The sequence below is a fragment of the Bacillus sp. TH22 genome (genome assembly GCF_016651015.1).
Classification (GTDB): domain Bacteria; phylum Bacillota; class Bacilli; order Bacillales; family Bacillaceae_G; genus Bacillus_A; species Bacillus_A mycoides.
Genome location: NZ_JAEKER010000001.1, coordinates 2897635 through 2917156, shown reverse-complemented (window position 1 = coordinate 2917156; position 19522 = coordinate 2897635). Strand labels below are relative to the sequence as shown.

Sequence of the window (19522 nt, the reverse complement as noted above, 5' to 3'; positions counted from 1 at the left end):
TTTTCCGTATATCGTTTAAAATGAAAAAAAGGGATTGAATAAGGGGGGATAATTATGAAAGTTGTCATTGCATCGGATTCATATAAAGAAAGCCTGAAAGCTATAGAGGTATGTGAAGCTATTGAAAGGGGCTTTACAGCAATTTTTCCTAAAGCAGAGTATGTTAAAGTACCAATTGGAGATGGAGGCGAAGGAACGGTTGAATCTCTTGTTGGTGCTACAATGGGGGAAATTATATCACTTAATGTGACAGGGCCGCTTGGGGAGAGTGTGCAAGCCTATTATGGTATGTCTAAGGATAAGGAGACAGCATTTATTGAAATGGCGGCAGCATCAGGATTACAACACGTTCCAATTGAAAAGAGAAACCCACTTATTACAACGACAAAAGGGACAGGTGAACTGATATTACATGCATTAGATCAAGGAGCTAAACACATTATTTTAGGGCTTGGAGGAAGTGCTACAAATGATGGTGGGGCAGGTATGTTGTCTGCTTTAGGCGTAGAGTTTATTAATAGGAAAGGTGAAGTAATTGAGCCCTCTGGAGGAGCATTGCATTTGATTACTGCTCTTAATCTTTCTCGTATGGATACACGTTTGAAGGATATAAAGCTAGAAGCAGCATGTGATGTCGACAATCCATTAGTTGGACCAAGGGGAGCGTCTTTTGTATTTGGGAGACAAAAGGGTGCGAATGTAGAGATGATGAAAGAGCTAGACGGGAATTTAAAACATTATGCTAATATACTTAAACAGTACGTATCTTTTGATGTGTCCCTAATACCTGGTGCAGGGGCAGCTGGAGGAATGGGAGCCGCTGTCGTTGCAGTACTAAAGGGACAGCTAAGAAAAGGGATTGAAATTGTATTAGATTATACAAATTTTGATAAGTGTATAGAGGGTGCCGATCTTATTGTAACTGGTGAGGGAAGGATAGATGAACAAACAGCTTATGGAAAAGCTCCTGTTGGTGTCGCGAAGCGGGCGAAATGTCGTCATATTCCTGTAATTGCTATTGGTGGATCTGTATCCTCGAATTATACGACTGTTTACGAAAAGGGAATTGATGCAGTGTTTAGTATTACGGCTAGCCCAATGACATTAGAAGAAGCATATAAAGCTGCAGAAGAGAATATCGAAATGACAGCAAAAAATATTGCAGCAGTGTGGAAACTAGCATCAGAAAAACGCTTCTAAGTGTAGAAGTGTTTTTTAAATTCAGTTATTTGAGGATATTTTGTGTAATTCTAGGTATTGATGGAGAAAGGCACGGATAAAAATATTAGCTGATAGAAAAGTTAGTTGGTTCATTAAGTTAACTTTATACATAGAATAGTTTAAAAATCGGGAATCCAACGTAAATATAAGTGAATAAAATGTATATCCATGCAGAAAAATGTCGAGTTGAGTCAGACTATATAAAAGATTTAAAATATTTAGTGAAGGCATAAAAGGGGGATACTATCTATGAAAAAAGAAATCTCAGTTATTGGAGTTCCAATGGATTTAGGACAGATGCGTCGCGGGGTTGATATGGGACCAAGCGCAATCCGTTATGCAGGGGTAGTTGAAAGAATTGAACAAATTGGATATGACGTAAAAGATATGGGAGATATATGTATAGAGAGAGAAAAAGAAGTAGATGAAAATACAAAGTTACGAAACCTTACTCAAGTTGCAACTGTATGTAATGAACTAGCGACTAAGGTTGATCATATTATAGAAGAAGGTCGTTTTCCACTTGTATTAGGCGGTGATCATAGTATTGCTATCGGTACGCTAGCTGGCGTGGCGAAACATTATAAAAATTTAGGTGTTATTTGGTATGATGCACACGGTGATTTAAATACAGAAGAAACATCACCATCTGGAAACATTCACGGTATGTCACTTGCTGCAAGTTTAGGTTATGGACATTCTTCACTTGTAGATTTATACGGGGCATACCCGAAAGTAAAAAAAGAGAATGTTGTAATTATAGGTGCACGTGCATTAGATGAAGGAGAAAAGGACTTTATTCGTGAAGAAGGCATTAAAGTATTTTCAATGCATGAAATTGATCGTATGGGTATGACGGCTGTTATGGAAGAAACAATTGCGTATTTATCTCATACTGACGGTGTTCATTTATCATTAGATTTAGATGGGCTTGATCCTCATGACGCACCAGGAGTTGGAACACCTGTAATTGGTGGTCTATCTTATCGTGAAAGCCACTTAGCGATGGAGATGTTAGCAGAAGCTGATATTGTTACATCTGCTGAATTTGTTGAAGTAAATACAATTTTAGATGAGAGAAACAGAACAGCAACAACAGCGGTTGCTTTAATGGGTTCTTTGTTCGGTGAAAAACTAAAATAAATGTAAGAAAAGCAACTGAGAAGTTGCTTTTTTTATTTGAAAATAGGCGTATAATAATGACTTATATTATACTGTAGGATAAGAAAGTTTGACATCTTACCAATTTAAGCTAAAGGGGGGGCGTTTGTAATTGTCGTTTGGTTCATGTATGGTATAATTAACTAGTTGTTGGAAATACATACAGATAGAGCATAAAATAATATTTCAATATATGGATAGAATTGCTCGTAAGTAGGAGGAAGGGTTAGCATGCCTTTTGAAGATACGACCATTTTGAAATATCTTAGTACGGCATTAGATATTGCTGTTGTATGGTTTATTATATATAAGCTAATTCTTATAATTCGGGGCACGAAGGCTGTGCAACTTTTAAAAGGTATTACAGTTATTATTGTCGTCCGGATGATTAGTATTTTACTTGAATTGCATACGCTATATTGGCTAACGGAACAAGTATTAACGTGGGGATTTTTAGCCGTTATTATTATCTTCCAGCCAGAATTGAGAAGAGCACTTGAGCAGCTAGGACGGGGTAGCTTATTTTCGCGTGTGGGAAATCAGGGGGAAGATGAGCCTGAAATTGTTGCAACAGCGATAGCTAAAGCAACGGAATATATGGGAAAACGTAGAATTGGTGCACTAATTACTTTGTCAAAAGAGACTGGGATGGATGATTATGTAGAAACGGGTATTCCGCTAAATGCAAATGTATCATCGGAATTACTCATTAATATTTTTATCCCTAATACCCCTCTTCATGATGGAGCAGTAATTATGCAGGGAAGTACAATTAAAGCAGCAGCATGTTACCTTCCTTTATCAGAAAGCCCATTTATTTCTAAGGAGTTAGGAACTAGGCATCGCGCTGCAATGGGAGTTAGTGAAGTCACCGATAGTATTACAGTAGTTGTGTCGGAAGAAACAGGCCAAATTTCTTTAACGAAAAACGGTGAGTTACATCGTGATTTGAAGACAGAACAGCTGAAGGACATGTTGTTAGCAGAATTTAGTGGGAATGAAAAAACGACTTCTTCGTCTTTATGGAATTGGAGGAGAAAGCGTCATGGATAAGTTAATGGAGAATCATTGGTTTTTAAAAGGAATCTCATTACTATTGGCGTGTATGCTTTTCATGTCAGCAACTTTAACTGAAAAAAATACGACATCGAGTATATTACCTTTCGTAAATGAAACGAAAGAAACATTAACTGATTATCCTATTACCCTGAAGTATGATGAAGAGAAATATATTGTAAGTGGTATTCCATCAGGTGGAGTTAAGGTGAAGTTGGAAGGTCCAAAATCAGCAGTTGCTACAGCAAAAGCAAAAAAACAATTTGATATATCAGTTGATTTGCGAGATAGTCAAAAAGGAACCTATGAAGTTTCTTTAAAAGCGAACGGGCTTCCAGATGATGTGAAGGGGACAGTTCAGCCAGCAACAATCAAAGTTACTCTTCATGAAAAAGCGAGAAAATATGTTCATGTAGACTTAAAATTATCAAATGAGGATCAGATGCCAGCGGGTGCTACTCTCGAAAAATCAAACATTAAACCTGATACTGTTGAGGTAGTTGGGACGAAAGAAGAAATCGAAAGTATTTCATCTGCTAAGGCGTATATTGATTTGAAAGGTGTTAATAAAACTGTTACAAAAACACCCGAAGTTACATTATACAATAAAGAAGGAAAACGTTTAAATGTAAGAACAAGTCCATCTAAAATTAGTGTAACGTTGAATGTGGCGACGCAAGCTACAGCAAATAACGTCGAAAAAACAGTTCCTTTAACATATTCGAAAAAAGGGAATTTACCAGAAGGTTTAGCTGTTACAAATATTAGTGTTGAACCAAAAGAAGTAACGATAGCAGGTCCAAAAGACATTTTGGATAATATACAATCTATAGAGGGGGTCGAGGTAGATTTTAGTCAATTGACGGATTCTACAACATTCGATGCCTCTGTTTTATTGCCAAAAGGTGTAACAAGTGCAAAACCAAATCAAGTGAAGGTTTCCGTAGGGGTACAAAAGGTAAAACAAACGAAAAGTAAAACTATTGATGGTATCCCGATTCAAAAAAGTGGAATTCCGAATGATGTTACTGCGCAGCTACTTTCGCCACAAGATGGAAAGATAAGCGTTGATATTTCAGGAGAAGCAAGTATAGTAGATAAAATAACAGCTGCTCAAATAACAGCGGCGATTAATCTGCAAAATGTATCTCCGGGGACGAAAGATGTTTCTATTCAAGTGAGTGGTCCTGGTAATATTTCGATAGAAGCAAAACAAAAAAGTGCTAAAGTCACAATTGTGAAGAAAGAAAAGCCGGATAAAGAAGTACAGGGTAATATTGAACAACCAGATTCAAAAAACAATCAAGAAAATCAAACTGAAAAACCAAAAAATCCTGAACCAGATCCAGAAAAGGATCAGGAAAAAGATAAAGAAAAAGAAAAAGAAAAAGAAAAAGAAAATGGCCAAGAAACGAGCCAAGAACCAACAGTAGATAATCAAAAAGAGAACGAAAAAGGAGCGAATAATAATGGGTAAATATTTTGGTACAGACGGAGTACGCGGGGTTGCAAATAAGGAATTAACACCTGAATTAGCTTTTAAAATAGGACGTTTTGGCGGCTATGTATTAACAAAAGATACAGATCGTCCAAAAGTAATTATTGGCCGTGATACACGTGTATCTGGACATATGCTAGAAGGAGCTTTAGTAGCAGGCCTATTATCAACTGGAGCGGAAGTAATGCGCCTTGGTGTTATTTCTACACCAGGTGTGGCTTATTTAACAAAAGCTTTAGGGGCGCAAGCAGGTGTTATGATCTCTGCATCTCATAACCCAGTACAAGATAATGGAATTAAGTTCTTCGGTTCAGATGGATTTAAATTAACAGATGAGCAAGAAGCAGAAATTGAAGCGTTATTAGACAAAGAAGTTGATGAGCTACCACGTCCAACAGGTACTAACCTTGGACAAGTGAGTGATTACTTTGAAGGTGGACAAAAATATTTACAATACATTAAACAAACTGTAGAGGAAGATTTCTCTGGTTTACATATTGCTTTAGATTGTGCACATGGTGCTACATCTTCTTTAGCTCCATATTTATTTGCAGATTTAGAAGCTGATATTTCAACAATGGGAACTTCACCGAACGGTATGAATATTAACGCTGGAGTAGGTTCTACACATCCAGAAGTGTTAGCTGAATTAGTAAAAGAAAAAGGTGCTGACATTGGTCTTGCTTTTGATGGTGACGGAGACCGTTTAATCGCAGTAGACGAAAAAGGAAACATCGTTGATGGCGATCAAATTATGTTTATTTGCGCGAAGTATATGAAAGAAACTGGTCAATTGAAACATAATACAGTTGTTTCAACAGTTATGAGTAACTTAGGTTTCTACAAAGCGCTTGAAGCAAACGGTATTACAAGTGATAAAACAGCAGTTGGTGATCGCTACGTAATGGAAGAGATGAAACGTGGTGGATATAACCTGGGCGGAGAACAATCAGGTCATATTATCTTACTTGATTACATTACAACTGGTGATGGAATGTTAAGTGCACTTCAACTTGTAAACATCATGAAAATGACGAAAAAACCATTATCTGAGCTTGCAGGTGAGATGACAAAATTCCCACAATTACTAGTAAACGTTCGTGTAACAGATAAAAAACTAGCATTAGAAAATGAGAAAATTAAAGAAATTATTCGTGTTGTAGAGGAAGAAATGAATGGAGACGGTCGTATTCTTGTTCGTCCATCTGGAACAGAACCACTTATTCGTGTAATGGCAGAAGCACCGACACAAGAAATTTGTGATGGGTATGTACATCGTATTGTAGAAGTTGTGAAAGCTGAAGTTGGCGCTGAATAATTAGCTGGTTTTATTTAAAAGGAGCACAAAAAGTGCTCCTTTTTCATATGTTTTATAGACAATGAAAAAAATTTCATTGACGATTTATATTGTTTGTTATACGATGGTCTTGTTCTTTTTCTCAAAGGAAATATTGTAAATTATAAAAGCGCCAGAACTACAAGTAGTGTAGTTGACGAGGTGGAGTTTATCGAGATTTCGGCGGATGACTCCCGGTTGTTCATCACAACCGCAATCTTTTACTTAAAACATTAAGGTGACTTAGTGGACAAAGGTGAAAGTGTGATGAGAGAAAAGGAACGGATGAATACTAGCTGTATAAGTATATACGGACTTTAACCCAATCGAGAGGAAGGTGAAAGCCGTTACAAGCTTACAGGGCTAGCAATATGTAATCCGTTTTTTTAATATAAATAAATGGTATCGGACTATGTCGTTACATGTTCGCAAAGCAGTGTAAGCATTTGTAACGGCGACTAAACATGTGTGGAATCGTAGGATTTATTGGAGAGCAAGATGCAAAGGAAATTTTATTAAAAGGTTTAGAAAAGCTAGAATATCGCGGATATGATTCAGCAGGTATTGCAGTACAAGCAGAGAACGGTGTTGTTGTATACAAAGAAAAAGGCCGTATTGCAAAACTTCGCGAAGTCGTAGAAGAGAACGTAGCAGCAAGCGTGGGAATCGGTCACACACGCTGGGCTACACACGGTGTTCCAAGCAAACTAAACGCGCATCCGCATCAAAGTACATCAAAACGCTTTACACTAGTTCATAACGGTGTAATTGAAAACTATGAGTTAGTGAAAAAGGAATATTTACAAGATGTAACGTTCGTAAGTGAAACAGATACAGAAATTATCGTGCAACTTATGGAACAACAAGTAAGTACAGGACTAAGTGTAGAAGACGCGTTCCGTCAAACGTTATCTCTTTTACATGGTTCTTACGCAATCGGACTACTTGATGCTGAAAATCCAAACATGATTTATGTTGCTAAAAACAAAAGCCCGCTATTAGTAGGTGCTGGTGATAACTTTAATGTTATTGCAAGCGACGCTATGGCGATGTTACAAGTTACAGATCAATTTATCGAGTTAATGGATAAAGAAATGGTAATCGTAACAAAAGAAAGCATTACAATTAAAAACTTACAAGGTGAAACGATTGAACGTGCACCGTTTACAGCGGAATTAGACGCAAGTGATATTGAAAAAGGAACGTATCCTCATTTCATGCTAAAAGAAATCGACGAGCAACCACTTGTAATCCGTAATATTATTCAAAAGTACCAAGATGAAAATGGCGAAATTGAATTAGATCAAGATATCCGTAACGCAATTTTAGATAGCGATCGCATTTACATCATTGCATGTGGAACAAGTTATCATGCAGGTCTTGTTGGAAAGCAATTCATTGAGAAATTTGCGAAAGTACCAGTTGAAGTACATGTAGCAAGTGAATTCTCTTACAACATGCCATTATTAACAGAAAGACCATTCTTCATTTACATTTCACAAAGTGGTGAAACAGCTGATAGCCGTGCAGTACTTGTGCAAACAAATGAAATGGGTCATAAAGCATTAACAATTACAAACGTACCTGGTTCTACGCTTTCTCGTGAAGCTGATTATACACTTCCGTTATATGCGGGACCAGAAATCGCAGTTGCATCGACGAAAGCATACACAGCACAGCTTGCAGTACTTTCAATCTTAGCGGCTGACATTGCAAAAGCAAAAGGTGAGGTTCTTGATTTCGATTTAACACATGAATTAGGACTTGTAGCAAATGCAATGGTAGTACTTTGTGATCAAAAAGAAGAGATGGACGCATTAGCAAAACAATTTTTAGCAACAACGCGTAACTGCTTCTTCATCGGACGTAGCGTAGACTTCTTCGTAGGTTTAGAAGGTGCGTTAAAACTAAAAGAAATCTCTTACATCCAAGCAGAAGGATTTGCTGGAGGAGAATTAAAACACGGTACAATTGCCTTAATCGAAAACGGTACACCAGTTATCGCACTTGCTACACAAGAGCACGTAAACCTTGGAATTCGTGGTAACGTGAAAGAAGTAGTAGCACGCGGGGCTAACCCATGTATCATCTCAATGAAAGGCTTAGAAATGGAAGGAGACAGCTTCGTATTACCAGCTGTACACGAAGCACTAGCACCGCTAGTAGCAGTTATTCCATTCCAACTTATCTCATACTACGCAGCGCTTCATCGCGAATGTGACGTTGATAAGCCACGTAACTTAGCTAAATCTGTTACTGTTGAGTAGGAGATTGGTAGAGTAACTAGATTATTGTAAATTTAAAATAAAGTCACGACGTTTATAAAAAAGTTGTGAAGCTTTGCCCCTTTGGATATGATTATCTAAAGGGGCATTTTTGTGTCGAAAAAAAGAACATCTAAAATCGATAAGTGGATTAAAGAGGGGCAAGGAACTGGCAGTGGGAGAGATTATCAGCCTTGTCTTGAAATTCAAGATGATCCCTCATTAGATCGGTCAGTGGGATTTAAAAAGTATAAAAACCGGCAGACAGCATGAGGTTTTATCGGATTTGGGACGGAACTACTTTTATTTAACTGAATTTTCTGTTGTTATTTCGGATATTCGTTGATGGAAAAAAACACTGATTAAAGTTTCACTTTATTGAACAAATTAGATTACTAGACATTACAAGGGGGTTTATTAATGAAGGTGAAAGAAAAAACATATTTAAGTATAGAAGAGATTATTTCATTACCAACCTTATCAGGTGCAAATATAAGTGATGACGGCAAAGGCGTAGCATTTGTTAAGAAGACAGCTAACTGGAAAGACAATACATATAGGAATCATATATGGATATATGAAAAAGATAAGGAGCAGAGTTACCTATTAACAACTGGGGATATAGATAGTATACACCCATTATGGTCCCCAGATTCTAGGGATATCGCATACCTTAGCCCAGTTGATGACGGAGATAATAAGAAAAATCAAATCTTTGTTAAGTCAATAGATGGTTATAGTGAGTTACAAATTACTGATGAGAAAGAAGGGGTCAGTACATTCAAATGGGGGCCTACTGGTAAAGGTTTTTATTATGTTGCACAGTCAAAAGAATGTGAGGAAATAAAGAAACGTAAGGAACTATATGGGGATTTCCAACATATAGGTAAGGAACATCAGAATAATTGTTTATATTACATTGAAATAGAAAAAGTGATACAAAATGATAAAGAGGAACGCGAGATTAGCGGTGTTTATCAATTAACTGATGGTAAGGATTTTCATATCCATGAATTTGATATTTCAAATGATGGGAAAAAGGCTGTATTTATGGCTACACCAAGCTCAAATATGGGAGATTATATGAATGGTGATCTATACATATTAGATATTGAAGCTGGAGAACTACAAAAGATGAATATAGATAAGTTGTTGGGAGGGAGCGTTTGCTTTTCTCCTGAAGGCAGCAAAATATGTTACTCAGCAAGCATAAGAGAGAAGGATTACTATAGAAACCATATACAAGAAAGTACATTAGAGATATATGATATGAATACTGGAGAGGTAATTCAGCCTCTAACAAACTTTGATAGTACGGTTATGCCATTACAGTGGACAGATAAGGGGATTTTAATTAGATGGCAGGATAAAACTAACTATCGTATTGGATTGCTATGTGAGGATGGCACTGTGGAAATGTTAAGTGACAAAGTAGATGGCTTTATAATGGATGCTTCTATAACAAGGGATGGAAATCATATATCCTATAGTAAGGCTATAACAAATGAAACCTTTGAAATCTATTTAGACAATAAAAAAATAACGGATGAAAATAGCTTTTTTAAAGGGAAGCTGAAAAGTAACAGGGAAATAATCTCATGGAAAAGTAGTGATGGTTTTGAAATAAAGGGTGTTTTATCAACCCCAGTAGATTTTGATGCCAACAAAAAATATCCCTTATTAGTAGTAATCCATGGTGGTCCGGCTTGGGCATCTTTTCCGATATTCTCAGACTGTTTTAATGAGAAATATCCGATTGAGCAGTTTATCGAAAAAGGCTTTATAGTTTTAGAGCCAAACTATAGAGGAAGTTCTGGCTATGGTAATGAGTTCTTAAAAGCCAACTATAGAAAACAGGGAATTGCTGACTACGATGATGTTATATCTGGAGTGGATAAACTAGTTGAGCAAGGGATTGCAGATAAAGATAGAGTAGGGGTTATGGGATGGAGCAACGGGGGATATATATCAGCTTTCTGTTCTACATTTAGTAATAGATTTAAAGCTATTTCAGTTGGAGGTGGAATTACTAACTGGAGTACCCATTATGTGAATACAGATATACCTTACTTTATTAGAATGCATTTAGGAAATACTCCATGGAATGATCCAGAGATATATACGAAAACATCACCAATGACGTATATTAAATCAGCCTGTACGCCTACCTTAATCCAACATGGCGAAAAGGATGCAAGGATTCCAACTTCCAATGCATATGAGCTATATCAAGGGTTAAGGGATATGGAAGTTGATACAGAATTAATTATTTTTAAAGGAATGGCATATAGTTCTGATCAGCCAGGAATTAATGTGGCTATTATGAAGCAGAATTTGATGTGGTTTTCACACTATATTCTTGGAGAAAGTATGAAAGGTTTTAGGGTTTTATAATGGCTTGTTTTAGTCTTTAAGCTTTTTAGCTGTCTGAAATAAAGTCGTACACATTTATCCGGTTATATATGATTGAGCTTAACATTTCGGATAAGGCAAACTGTGAAATATTTTGGTGTAAATGAGAAAAGAGCCTGAATGTAGGCTCTTTCCTTATTTATATTTAAAAGATGAACTATTCTTATGCAGTTTTACTTAATTTATATGCTTCACGGTTATTTTTTTTGAAAAGTTTTGGGAAAACATAACCATCTAATCCAATACGTCCAGCATTATGTCCTGCAACTAAAATGAACATAGTTAAAATAAGTAGGTTTGGGTTTACACTAACAGTTCCGCTTAATAAAAATGAAAGGTTCATTATGATGCCGAAAAATGCAGCTGTTTTTGTTAATCCACCTAAAATCAAACCTAGACCTACTAAAATTTCTCCCCATTGAACTAAAAAGCTAAATAGGTCTGCGTTTGGAAGAACAAAATGTTGAAGAAAATCTGCCCACCAACCTTGTACTGCAGGGTGGTCACCTGATGCTTGAGCGATAGCTCCTTTTAGAAAACCACTTGCATCAAAAGACTGTCCAAAAACTTTTCCTATTCCAGCAGCGAGCCATGCATATCCTATGTAAAGTCGTAAAAATAATAATATGAAAGTAGCGCGTTTATCAGTTCTTAAAAAATTGATAACCATTGAAATCCCTCCAATGTATTGTATTTACATGTTTATTATATATCCATTGTGAATAAATTCACAATGAAGGAAATGTGAACAAAGATAGGTTAGGAGTAATTGTTTTATTTTTTGTAACATTTCATCTATTTTGCTAGACTAATAATGGAGATATATCAAAAGGAGGCAAAGAATAGATATGTGGATGAACTTGTAATGATTAGAAATTAGATAGATGAATTTTTCTCTCGTAAGTGAGGGTTTATTTAGCTATCTGTAAATCATTCAAGGAATGCATATTTAGCTTGTACATCCCCTTTGTAAGGATAGATGCCTATGTGGGGAAATTTATATCTCTTATATAAAATATGCGTCCTTTAAACTTGGAGGAGTATATGATGAATCAATTGAAAAATAAAGTAGCTGTTGTTACAGGTGTTAGTCGTCTAGACGGTATAGGAGCAGCTATTTGCACGGAGTTAGCAGAGGCTGGATACGATATATTTTTTACGTATTGGACAGAATACGATAAAGAGATGCCTTGGGGCGTTGATAAAAATGAACAAATACAATTAAAAGAAAAGTTGATACAAAACGGTGTCAAAGTATCGAGCATGGAGTTAAATCTAACTCAGAATGATGCATCAAATCAGCTTATAAATAAAGTTACTGAACAATTAGGGTACCCCCATATATTAATTAATAATGCAGCATATTCTACAAATAATGATTTCTCTAATTTGACTGCTGAAGAACTAGATAAGCACTACATGGTAAATGTTCGTGCGACTACATTGTTAAGTAGTCAATTTGCCCAAGGTTTTGATAAGAAATCTGGTGGTAGAATTGTGAATATGACGTCGGGACAATTTAAAGGACCTATGGCAGGAGAATTAGCGTATGCAACAACGAAGGGAGCAATTGACGCTCTTACTAGTACGTTGTCAGCGGAAGTGGCCCATTTAGGGATAACAGTGAATGCAATTAATCCAGGTCCAACTAGTACAGGATGGATGACTGAGGAGATAAAGCAAGGATTAAGACCGATGTTTCCTTTCGGCAGAATTGGTGAGCCAAAGGATGCAGCAAGACTTATTAAGTTTTTAGTGAGCGAAGAAGCCGAATGGATTACAGGGCAAGTTATTCATTCAGAAGGTGGATTTAAGAGATAATTTTATAATTAAAAAGAAGGTATCTCATTTCAATGAGATACCTTCTTTTTAATCTTTCTTCAATCTTCGTGCAACACCATTCCCTAAAGACTGTAATCCTTGAACGAGGATAATCAAAATAAAGACTGTTGCATACATTACTTCAGGTTCGTAGCGTAAATGTCCGAATCGATATGCTAAATCACCAAGGCCGCCAGCACCTACAAGTCCGGCCATTGCTGTTGCACCGATTAAGCCGATCGTTGCGATTGTTAATCCAAGTACGAGAGACGGGCGAGCTTCTTTAACCATAACGTGCCAAATGATTTTTAAAGTAGAGACTCCCATTGCTTGATATGCTTCAATGACACCGCGATCCACTTCTAATAAAGCAGTTTCCATTAAACGGGCAATGTAAGGGGCTGTGAAGACAACAAGTGGTACGATAACACCTTGCACGCCAATGGACGTTCCCATTAGAAACTTTGTAAAAGGTAAAATGAAGAATAATAGAATGATAAATGGAAGAGAACGAATGATATTAATAACTGTATTAAGAATAGGATAGATAATTTTATTTTCTCGCTGTCCACCAGGTCTCGTTAAAACAAGTGTGACGCCGAGTGGTAATGCAATAAGAATAGAGATAAGTAGTGAAATAGATGTCATTTGAAATGTTTGAATTGTTGCTTCCCATATTACGTTACCCCACTCATCCAAAAAGGACTTGTTTCCCATAATCTGTTCTACCTCCTTCTACGATGATCCCTTGTTCTTGTAAAAATGATAAGGCACGGTGTACTTCACTTTTTTCACCTTGCATATGAACGGTCAGTTTCCCATATGCCTCATGTTTTAACTGCGTAATATTGCCTGATAAAATATTCGGATATACGTGGAAACGTTTTGTAGCGACAGCTAACGCTGGTTCTCCTGAAGCGGTTCCTATAAATGAAAGTGTTACGATTTCCCCGGTGCTTTGTAGTTCTTTCTGTACCTCTTCTGGAATTTTAGCTGCAAACGCGCTATTTACAAATTTCTTCGTAGTTACATGTTGTGGATTTGTAAAAATGTCCTTCACTGTTCCACTTTCAACGACAGATCCATGTTCCATTACAGCAACTTGGTCACAAATACGCTGGATGACATTCATTTCGTGTGTAATTAGCAAAATCGTAATTCCGATTTCTTCGTTGATCTTTAATAATAAATCAAGAATAGAATCGGTCGTTTCTGGATCTAATGCGCCCGTTGCTTCATCACTTAATAAAACTTCAGGCTCATGAGATAGTGCGCGAGCGATCGCTACACGTTGTTTTTGACCACCAGATAATTCACTTGGATAGGCATCTTTTTTATTAAAGAGATCAACAATGCGTAAATACTTTTCTACCCTTTTTTCAATTTCATTTTTGGGAAGACCAGATAGACGTAAGGGTAGTGCAATGTTTTCATAAACGGTAACGGTTTTAAGTAAATTGAATCCTTGAAAAATCATGCCGATTTTTTGTCTCGCCTTTGCTAGTTCTTTTGTCGATAAGGTTGTTAAATCTTGTTCGTTTATAATGATATTTCCTGTCGTTGGTTTTTCTAATAAATTTACACAACGAATTAATGTACTTTTACCAGCGCCGCTATATCCAATGATTCCAAATACTTCTCCCTTTTTTACTTCAAGGGAAGTTGGTTTAAGGGCCTCAACATTCCCTTTTTTTGTTGAGAATACTTTGGAGACGTTTTTTAATTCAATCATTATAGTCAACTCCTACCAAGACGGTAAAACAGAACCATCGAATTTTTTCTCAATGAAATCTTTTACTTCTTTAGATTGATAAGCTTTCTTCAATTTATTTACAACTGCATCATCTTTATTTTCAGTACGAACAACGACCCAGTTCACATATGGTGAATCTTTTCCTTCGCGGAAAATCGAATCTTTTGCTGGACTTAATTTTGCACCTAATGCAAAGTTTGTATTAATCGCAGCTGCTTTCACTTCACTTAGCTGCGTTGGTAATTGAGATGCCTCTAATTCAACAATCTTTAAATTTTTCGGATTTTCAATTACATCTTTTGCAGTCGCTTTTTCTGTAGCTTTTGGATCCACTTTTAAAACCCCTGCTTTTTCAAATAGCTTTAAAGCACGAAGCTCATTTGTTGGATCGTTTGGGACAGCAATTGCGTCGCCCTCTTTTAGTTCTTTTACATCTTTTAAGTTTTTAGAGTATATGCCCATAGGGAATGTTACTGTGGAAAATACTTCAGTTAATTTCATATTACGTTCAGCTTTAAATACGTCTAAATAAGATTTAGTTTGGTAGCTGTTTACATCGAGACTTTTTTCATCTAAAGATACGTTTGGCGCTACATAATCATTAAATACCTTTACATCAATTTCGAGACCATCTTTTGCTGCCACTTCTTTTACCTTTTCAAAAATTTGTTCATGCGGTCCGCCTGTTACGCCGACAGTAATCTTTTTCTCATCTAATGCTTTTACCTCTTTATCAGAATTAGCACCACATGCACCTAACAATAATACCGCTCCACTTACAATACTTAATAACACCTTTTTCATCTATAATTCCCCCTTAATATACGTTCCAAAATAAAAAGCACCTCTCAAAAATAAGAGAGGTGCCGAATAGACGAAATAGGTTCCTCTCTTATCTTCCAAAACGAAAATCGTTCTGCAGGAATTAGCACCTTAGCTTATACGTTATAAGCTCGGTTGCCGGGCATCATCGGGCCAGTCCCTCCGCCACTCTTGATAAGAGTATGTGTATGTAGTTTTTTAATATGGTACTAATAGTAAATCTTACAAAAAGAATTGTCAATATTATTTTCAGAATATATTTTATTTTAAGGTAATCGAAACGTTCCCTTTTTTATGTCCCTTTTCCACATACATATGAGCTTCAGCAATTTCTTCTAATCGGTAAGTTCTATCAATAACGGGCTTTAGTTTTTCCGTTTCGACTAGTTTTTTTAATAGAATCATATCCTCTTTACTTACCTTGGCCATCATTCCATTAACAGATACATATTTTCCATTGGGTGTTAATGTATTTGTACAAAGGGATTTTTTATACTTCCCAACTGCATCAAATATAATATCGTAGCATTTGCCTTGCTTAGTAAAATCTTCTTGCGTATAATCAATTACTTTATCAGCTCCTAAAGATTGCACGAGTTCAAAATTTGAATTACTACAAACAGCCGTAACGGTCGCGCCGAAATATTTAGCAAGTTGTACAGCAGCTGTTCCTACTGATCCGGAGGCACCATATATGAGCACTTGTTGCCCTTTTTTTATACGGCCCTTTCTCAGGAAATGTAATGCTGAAGTTCCACCAAAAGGAATAACTGCCGCTTCTTCATACGTCACATTGGTAGGTTTTAATGTTATTAATCCACTTTCATGTACGCATGTGTACTCGGCATAACCACCGAGGTTTAGTTCTGTTAATGCAAAAATTGGATCACCTTTTTTAAATTGAGTTACATCTGTTCCTACTTCTTCGATTTCACCGGATAACTCTACGCCGAGTACAGGTTTTCTCGGTTTTCTGAAACCTAATATGATCCGCATAGGAATCCAAAATAAGAGGGGGCTATTAAAGCCGCGTATTCTACAATCTCCAGTCGTTACACTTGTTGCGTGAATTTTAATTAATACTTCGTTCTTTTTAGGTGTAGGTTTCTCTATATTTTGAAGCTGAAGAACGTTAGGTGGTCCATACTGTGTGCAAATGATCGCCTTCATAATGACCTCCTGAAATGAGTTGTTGTTATTTACATCATATTTAAAACCTTCATTAAACATGTCGCTATATAGCGAATAAAGATTAAAAATTATATAGATTTCGTAGGAAAAGAGGTGATATTATTTTGGGAAAGGGGGCGACATTATGAAAAAAACTATTATTATTTCAAGTTTAGTGCTTGCAATCAGTCTAGGGGTAGGGTGTAGCAATGAGAAAACAACAAAGACTGATGAACCGAAAAAAGAAGCCATGCAGAAAGAAAAGGAATTAGCAGCGAAGGGTGTTTTCAAGAAAACGAACGAAGCTTTTAAAAATGAAGAAAATGTAACGATGACATATGAGGTAGGGATAAAAGCTGAGGGAACAGAGATGGATATATTAAAGGCTAAGATGCAATTAGAGCCAAAGACAAAGAATTCTCGTTCTGAAATGAATATTTCTGGTACAGATGTTGTAGTGTATACTGTGGATGGTAAAGTTGCTGGTGAGGTGAAAAACCCTAATACAGGAGAAGTTATAACCGTACCAGAGGAGCAATTAAACGCTGGTGGAATGAAAGCGACTCAAGATATTATAGATAATTTAGAAGTACCAGCAGTAGTTTTAGATAAAATGAAGATGGAGAAAAGCGGAGATAAATATAAACTGAAATTTACATTAAAAGGGCAAGAAACAGAAAGTATGTTAACTAGCATGGATGAAACGCAGAAGAAAATGTTACAAGCACAAAATGCGAAGATAGAAGAAGTGGATGCAGAATATATCATTACAAAAGATTTTAAATATGAATCAGCAAAGATAGACATGATTATGAGTAGTAACGGCAAGGATAAAGCACATATTATTACGAACGCAAAATATACGTCGTACGAAAAGTTTGACCCAATACAATTGCCGGCAGCAAAGTAACAGTTTTGATCAGGGGGGACCTAAAATAAGGTGCCCTCTCTTTTTTATACTTTCTTCTTGGGAAAATAGGTACAATATGAAGAGGGAAAACTGTGGAAGAGGAGAGTGTCATTTGAAAAAAAGAAAGATAGTGGTGGTCATTGTAGCTTATACAGTGTTGCTTGCGACATCTATAAATACATATAAAGAGCAACTAGAGCATCCTATTATGAGCGATGTAGGAAAGTTGCTTCCAACGAAAATTAAACGTGTTGAAAATGCTGAGGATGAACGTTCATTAAAACAGTTAGTGCAAGATGCAAATGTTTCTGGAGAGAAGATTTCTATTGCAGGTATGCAACATAGCCAAGGTGGGCAGACGTATTATCCGAACGGTACGATGCTTGATATGAAAGGGTATAATGAAATATTAGAATTCGATCCGGAGAAGAAGAGGATTAGGGTACAAAGCGGTGTCACATGGAATGACATTCAAAAGAAAATCAATCCATATGGTCTTGCAGTTCAAGTAATGCAATCTCAAAATATTTTTACTGTGGGTGGTTCATTAAGTGTAAATGTACATGGGCGTGATATTCGTCATGAAGCATTGATTGATACAGTAGAGTCGTTCAGATTGTTAATGGCAGATGGTACGGTGCGTAATGTAAATAGAGAAGAAAATGCTGACTTGTTTCCATATGTAATTGGGGGATATGGATTATTTGGTGTGATTTTAGATGTGACGCTACAGTTAACAAACGATGAATTGTATGAAACGCATACGAAAGTACTAGATTATAAAGAATACTCTTCATACTTTAAGAATAAAGTGCGAAGGGATGAGAATATACGTATGCATTTAGCACGTATTTCTGTTGCCCCAAATTCATTTTTAAAAGAAATGTATGTAACAGATTATGTACTGGCAGAAGATCAACAGAAGCTGGGAGAGTACAGCAAATTAAAAGAAGAAAATATTATAGCTGCGCCGAAATTTTTACTTGGGTTATCACGTTATAGTGACTGGGGAAAGGGCGCATTTTGGGATATACAAAGAAGTTATTTTGAACGTACAGATGGTAAGTACGAAACTCGAAATAACGTAATGAGATCTGATAGTGCTTTTATGGAATACGATAATCCAAACTTGACCGAAGTTTTACAAGAGTACTTTGTACCGATAGATGGTTTTGCAGAGTATATAGATGATTTGCGAAGCGTTTTAAATGAAGAGGAATTAAACCTTCTTAACATTACAATCCGCTATGTAGAAAAGAATGAGAATGCGGTGCTATCTTATGCGAAAGATGATATGTTTGCGCTTGTGCTTCTAATTAATCAAGGGCGTTCTGAAGATGAAATAAAGAAAACAAAAGTGGTCATTCAAAAGATGATTGATGTTACGTTAAAGCATAATGGAAGTTATTATTTACCGTATTATTCTTATCCGGAAAAGGAGCAACTAAAGAAAGCGTATCCTCGCATAGAAGAATTCCTTCAGAAGAAGAAGGAAGTAGACCCAGAGGAAAGGTTTGTGAATTTATTTTATAAGGAGTATAGCAAATGACATATAGAAGATTTGTAGCCTCACAAAGCATTATTATGATGGCAGGTAGTATGGTATTTCCTTTTTATATACTATTGCTTCGAAATGTAGGAAATAGTTTCTCGCAATTTGGCTGGGCGTACGGCTTATTTGCCTTAACTTCAGCTCTAGTATATCCGTTAGTTGGAAGAATCTCTGATAGGGTAGGTGATAGAAAGTTATTAATTATATATGCATGGTCCATGGCTATATTAATGCTTTTTTTCCCTATTGCAACAGAAGTTTGGCATGTATACATTCTCCAAATTTTAATGGGTATTTTAGGTGCTGTGCAGCGTAATACGGAGAAGACATCGTTAGCACGAAAGGTAGAACAGAAAAAAGCTGGTTATGAGATTGGAAAATATCATGTGTGGACATCGGTTGGAGGAGCAGTAGCAGTTATTGCAACGGGATATTTAGTAGATTTCTTTACGATTGGCACCATTTTTTATATAGCATCTATTTTATATGCAGTGAGTGGAATTGTATTAAGTAGCAAAAAAATATAATCATACCCATTTTTACCTG

Annotated in this window: 16 protein-coding genes, 1 pseudogene and 1 riboswitch; of the genes and pseudogenes, 12 read left to right on the top strand and 5 right to left on the bottom strand. The window is 36.4% G+C overall.

All coding sequences use genetic code 11. The annotated features are described in order from the left end of the window. The first annotated feature begins 54 nt into the window (after positions 1-54). The 8 genes and pseudogenes from JFU18_RS14680 to JFU18_RS14650 all read left to right on the top strand — a co-directional run bounded on the left by JFU18_RS14680 (position 55) and on the right by JFU18_RS14650 (position 10930). Positions 55-1200, top strand: a complete 1146-nt coding sequence (locus tag JFU18_RS14680) for a glycerate kinase (RefSeq protein ID WP_085308602.1) — start codon at positions 55-57, stop codon at positions 1198-1200. A gap of 270 nt (positions 1201-1470) precedes the next feature. Beyond that, the gene (rocF, locus tag JFU18_RS14675) at positions 1471-2364 is read left to right on the top strand and encodes an arginase (RefSeq protein ID WP_002029355.1); all 894 of its coding nucleotides are present in this window, start codon (positions 1471-1473) and stop codon (positions 2362-2364) included. 249 nt (positions 2365-2613) lie between these two features. After that, a complete protein-coding gene (cdaA, locus tag JFU18_RS14670; RefSeq protein WP_002091475.1) occupies positions 2614-3435 on the top strand; it encodes a diadenylate cyclase CdaA in 822 nt (273 codons plus the stop codon). Beyond that, entirely contained in the window at positions 3428-4915 is a 1488-nt protein-coding gene (locus JFU18_RS14665) for a CdaR family protein (protein WP_201033560.1), read from the top strand. Before cdaA ends, JFU18_RS14665 begins: the two co-directional genes overlap by 8 nt. Further along, positions 4908-6254 (top strand): phosphoglucosamine mutase, encoded by a 1347-nt coding sequence (gene glmM, locus JFU18_RS14660; RefSeq protein WP_085308606.1) that lies wholly within the window; start codon positions 4908-4910, stop codon positions 6252-6254. Before JFU18_RS14665 ends, glmM begins: the two co-directional genes overlap by 8 nt. Positions 6255-6539: 285 nt before the next feature. After that, a pseudogene (locus tag JFU18_RS30515) lies at positions 6540-6724 on the top strand (hypothetical protein). Between the two features lie 12 nt (positions 6725-6736). Beyond that, positions 6737-8539 (top strand): glutamine--fructose-6-phosphate transaminase (isomerizing), encoded by a 1803-nt coding sequence (glmS, locus tag JFU18_RS14655; protein WP_002091471.1) that lies wholly within the window; start codon positions 6737-6739, stop codon positions 8537-8539. Between the two features lie 417 nt (positions 8540-8956). Continuing rightward, complete coding sequence (locus JFU18_RS14650) at positions 8957-10930, top strand: S9 family peptidase (protein ID WP_201033561.1); 1974 nt, start codon at positions 8957-8959, stop codon at positions 10928-10930. Positions 10931-11111: 181 nt separating this feature from the next. Here the strand turns inward: JFU18_RS14650 and JFU18_RS14645 are convergent, their stop codons facing one another. After that, positions 11112-11618: a DoxX family membrane protein gene (locus JFU18_RS14645; RefSeq protein ID WP_002029373.1), complete on the bottom strand. Its 507-nt coding sequence runs from the start codon at positions 11616-11618 to the stop codon at positions 11112-11114. Positions 11619-11992: 374 nt separating this feature from the next. Here JFU18_RS14645 and JFU18_RS14640 point away from each other — a divergent pair, with 374 nt between their 5' ends. Further along, the gene (locus JFU18_RS14640; RefSeq protein WP_201033562.1) at positions 11993-12769 is read left to right on the top strand and encodes an SDR family oxidoreductase; all 777 of its coding nucleotides are present in this window, start codon (positions 11993-11995) and stop codon (positions 12767-12769) included. 48 nt (positions 12770-12817) lie between these two features. On the opposite strand, the gene JFU18_RS14635 is transcribed toward JFU18_RS14640, so the two are convergent. The 4 genes from JFU18_RS14635 to JFU18_RS14620 all read right to left on the bottom strand — a co-directional run bounded on the left by JFU18_RS14635 (position 12818) and on the right by JFU18_RS14620 (position 16514). After that, positions 12818-13486, bottom strand: coding sequence for a methionine ABC transporter permease (locus JFU18_RS14635; RefSeq protein WP_002124718.1), 669 nt, complete (start codon positions 13484-13486; stop codon positions 12818-12820). After that, a complete protein-coding gene (locus JFU18_RS14630) occupies positions 13461-14501 on the bottom strand; it encodes a methionine ABC transporter ATP-binding protein (protein WP_201033563.1) in 1041 nt (346 codons plus the stop codon). Before JFU18_RS14630 ends, JFU18_RS14635 begins: the two co-directional genes overlap by 26 nt. Positions 14502-14513: 12 nt before the next feature. Then, the gene (locus tag JFU18_RS14625) at positions 14514-15326 is read right to left on the bottom strand and encodes a MetQ/NlpA family ABC transporter substrate-binding protein (protein ID WP_085308612.1); all 813 of its coding nucleotides are present in this window, start codon (positions 15324-15326) and stop codon (positions 14514-14516) included. Between the two features lie 85 nt (positions 15327-15411). Continuing rightward, positions 15412-15525, bottom strand: a riboswitch (SAM riboswitch). 80 nt (positions 15526-15605) lie between these two features. Continuing rightward, the gene (locus JFU18_RS14620) at positions 15606-16514 is read right to left on the bottom strand and encodes an NAD(P)-dependent alcohol dehydrogenase (RefSeq protein ID WP_085308613.1); all 909 of its coding nucleotides are present in this window, start codon (positions 16512-16514) and stop codon (positions 15606-15608) included. A 145-nt stretch (positions 16515-16659) separates the two neighbouring features. Between JFU18_RS14620 and JFU18_RS14615 the strand changes: the two genes are divergently transcribed. The 3 genes from JFU18_RS14615 (at position 16660) to JFU18_RS14605 (ending at position 19503) form a co-directional block, all read left to right on the top strand. Continuing rightward, the gene (locus JFU18_RS14615; protein WP_201033564.1) at positions 16660-17424 is read left to right on the top strand and encodes a hypothetical protein; all 765 of its coding nucleotides are present in this window, start codon (positions 16660-16662) and stop codon (positions 17422-17424) included. A gap of 112 nt (positions 17425-17536) precedes the next feature. Beyond that, positions 17537-18973 (top strand): FAD-binding oxidoreductase, encoded by a 1437-nt coding sequence (locus JFU18_RS14610; protein ID WP_085308617.1) that lies wholly within the window; start codon positions 17537-17539, stop codon positions 18971-18973. After that, positions 18970-19503, top strand: coding sequence for an MFS transporter (locus JFU18_RS14605; protein WP_012260185.1), 534 nt, complete (start codon positions 18970-18972; stop codon positions 19501-19503). Before JFU18_RS14610 ends, JFU18_RS14605 begins: the two co-directional genes overlap by 4 nt. The last annotated feature ends 19 nt before the right edge of the window (positions 19504-19522 follow it).

Excerpts from the sequence above, each read along its gene's own strand:
- JFU18_RS14680 (WP_085308602.1), top strand. The coding sequence starts at position 55 with ATGAAAGTTGTCATTGCATCGGATTCATATAAAGAAAGCCTGAAAGCT.
- rocF (WP_002029355.1), top strand. The coding sequence starts at position 1,471 with ATGAAAAAAGAAATCTCAGTTATTGGAGTTCCAATGGATTTAGGACAG.
- cdaA (WP_002091475.1), top strand. The coding sequence starts at position 2,614 with ATGCCTTTTGAAGATACGACCATTTTGAAATATCTTAGTACGGCATTA.
- JFU18_RS14665 (WP_201033560.1), top strand. The coding sequence starts at position 3,428 with ATGGATAAGTTAATGGAGAATCATTGGTTTTTAAAAGGAATCTCATTA.
- glmM (WP_085308606.1), top strand. The coding sequence starts at position 4,908 with ATGGGTAAATATTTTGGTACAGACGGAGTACGCGGGGTTGCAAATAAG.
- glmS (WP_002091471.1), top strand. The coding sequence starts at position 6,737 with ATGTGTGGAATCGTAGGATTTATTGGAGAGCAAGATGCAAAGGAAATT.
- JFU18_RS14650 (WP_201033561.1), top strand. The coding sequence starts at position 8,957 with ATGAAGGTGAAAGAAAAAACATATTTAAGTATAGAAGAGATTATTTCA.
- JFU18_RS14645 (WP_002029373.1), bottom strand. The coding sequence starts at position 11,618 with ATGGTTATCAATTTTTTAAGAACTGATAAACGCGCTACTTTCATATTA.
- JFU18_RS14640 (WP_201033562.1), top strand. The coding sequence starts at position 11,993 with ATGATGAATCAATTGAAAAATAAAGTAGCTGTTGTTACAGGTGTTAGT.
- JFU18_RS14635 (WP_002124718.1), bottom strand. The coding sequence starts at position 13,486 with ATGGGAAACAAGTCCTTTTTGGATGAGTGGGGTAACGTAATATGGGAA.
- JFU18_RS14630 (WP_201033563.1), bottom strand. The coding sequence starts at position 14,501 with ATGATTGAATTAAAAAACGTCTCCAAAGTATTCTCAACAAAAAAAGGG.
- JFU18_RS14625 (WP_085308612.1), bottom strand. The coding sequence starts at position 15,326 with ATGAAAAAGGTGTTATTAAGTATTGTAAGTGGAGCGGTATTATTGTTA.
- JFU18_RS14620 (WP_085308613.1), bottom strand. The coding sequence starts at position 16,514 with ATGAAGGCGATCATTTGCACACAGTATGGACCACCTAACGTTCTTCAG.
- JFU18_RS14615 (WP_201033564.1), top strand. The coding sequence starts at position 16,660 with ATGAAAAAAACTATTATTATTTCAAGTTTAGTGCTTGCAATCAGTCTA.
- JFU18_RS14605 (WP_012260185.1), top strand. The coding sequence starts at position 18,970 with ATGACATATAGAAGATTTGTAGCCTCACAAAGCATTATTATGATGGCA.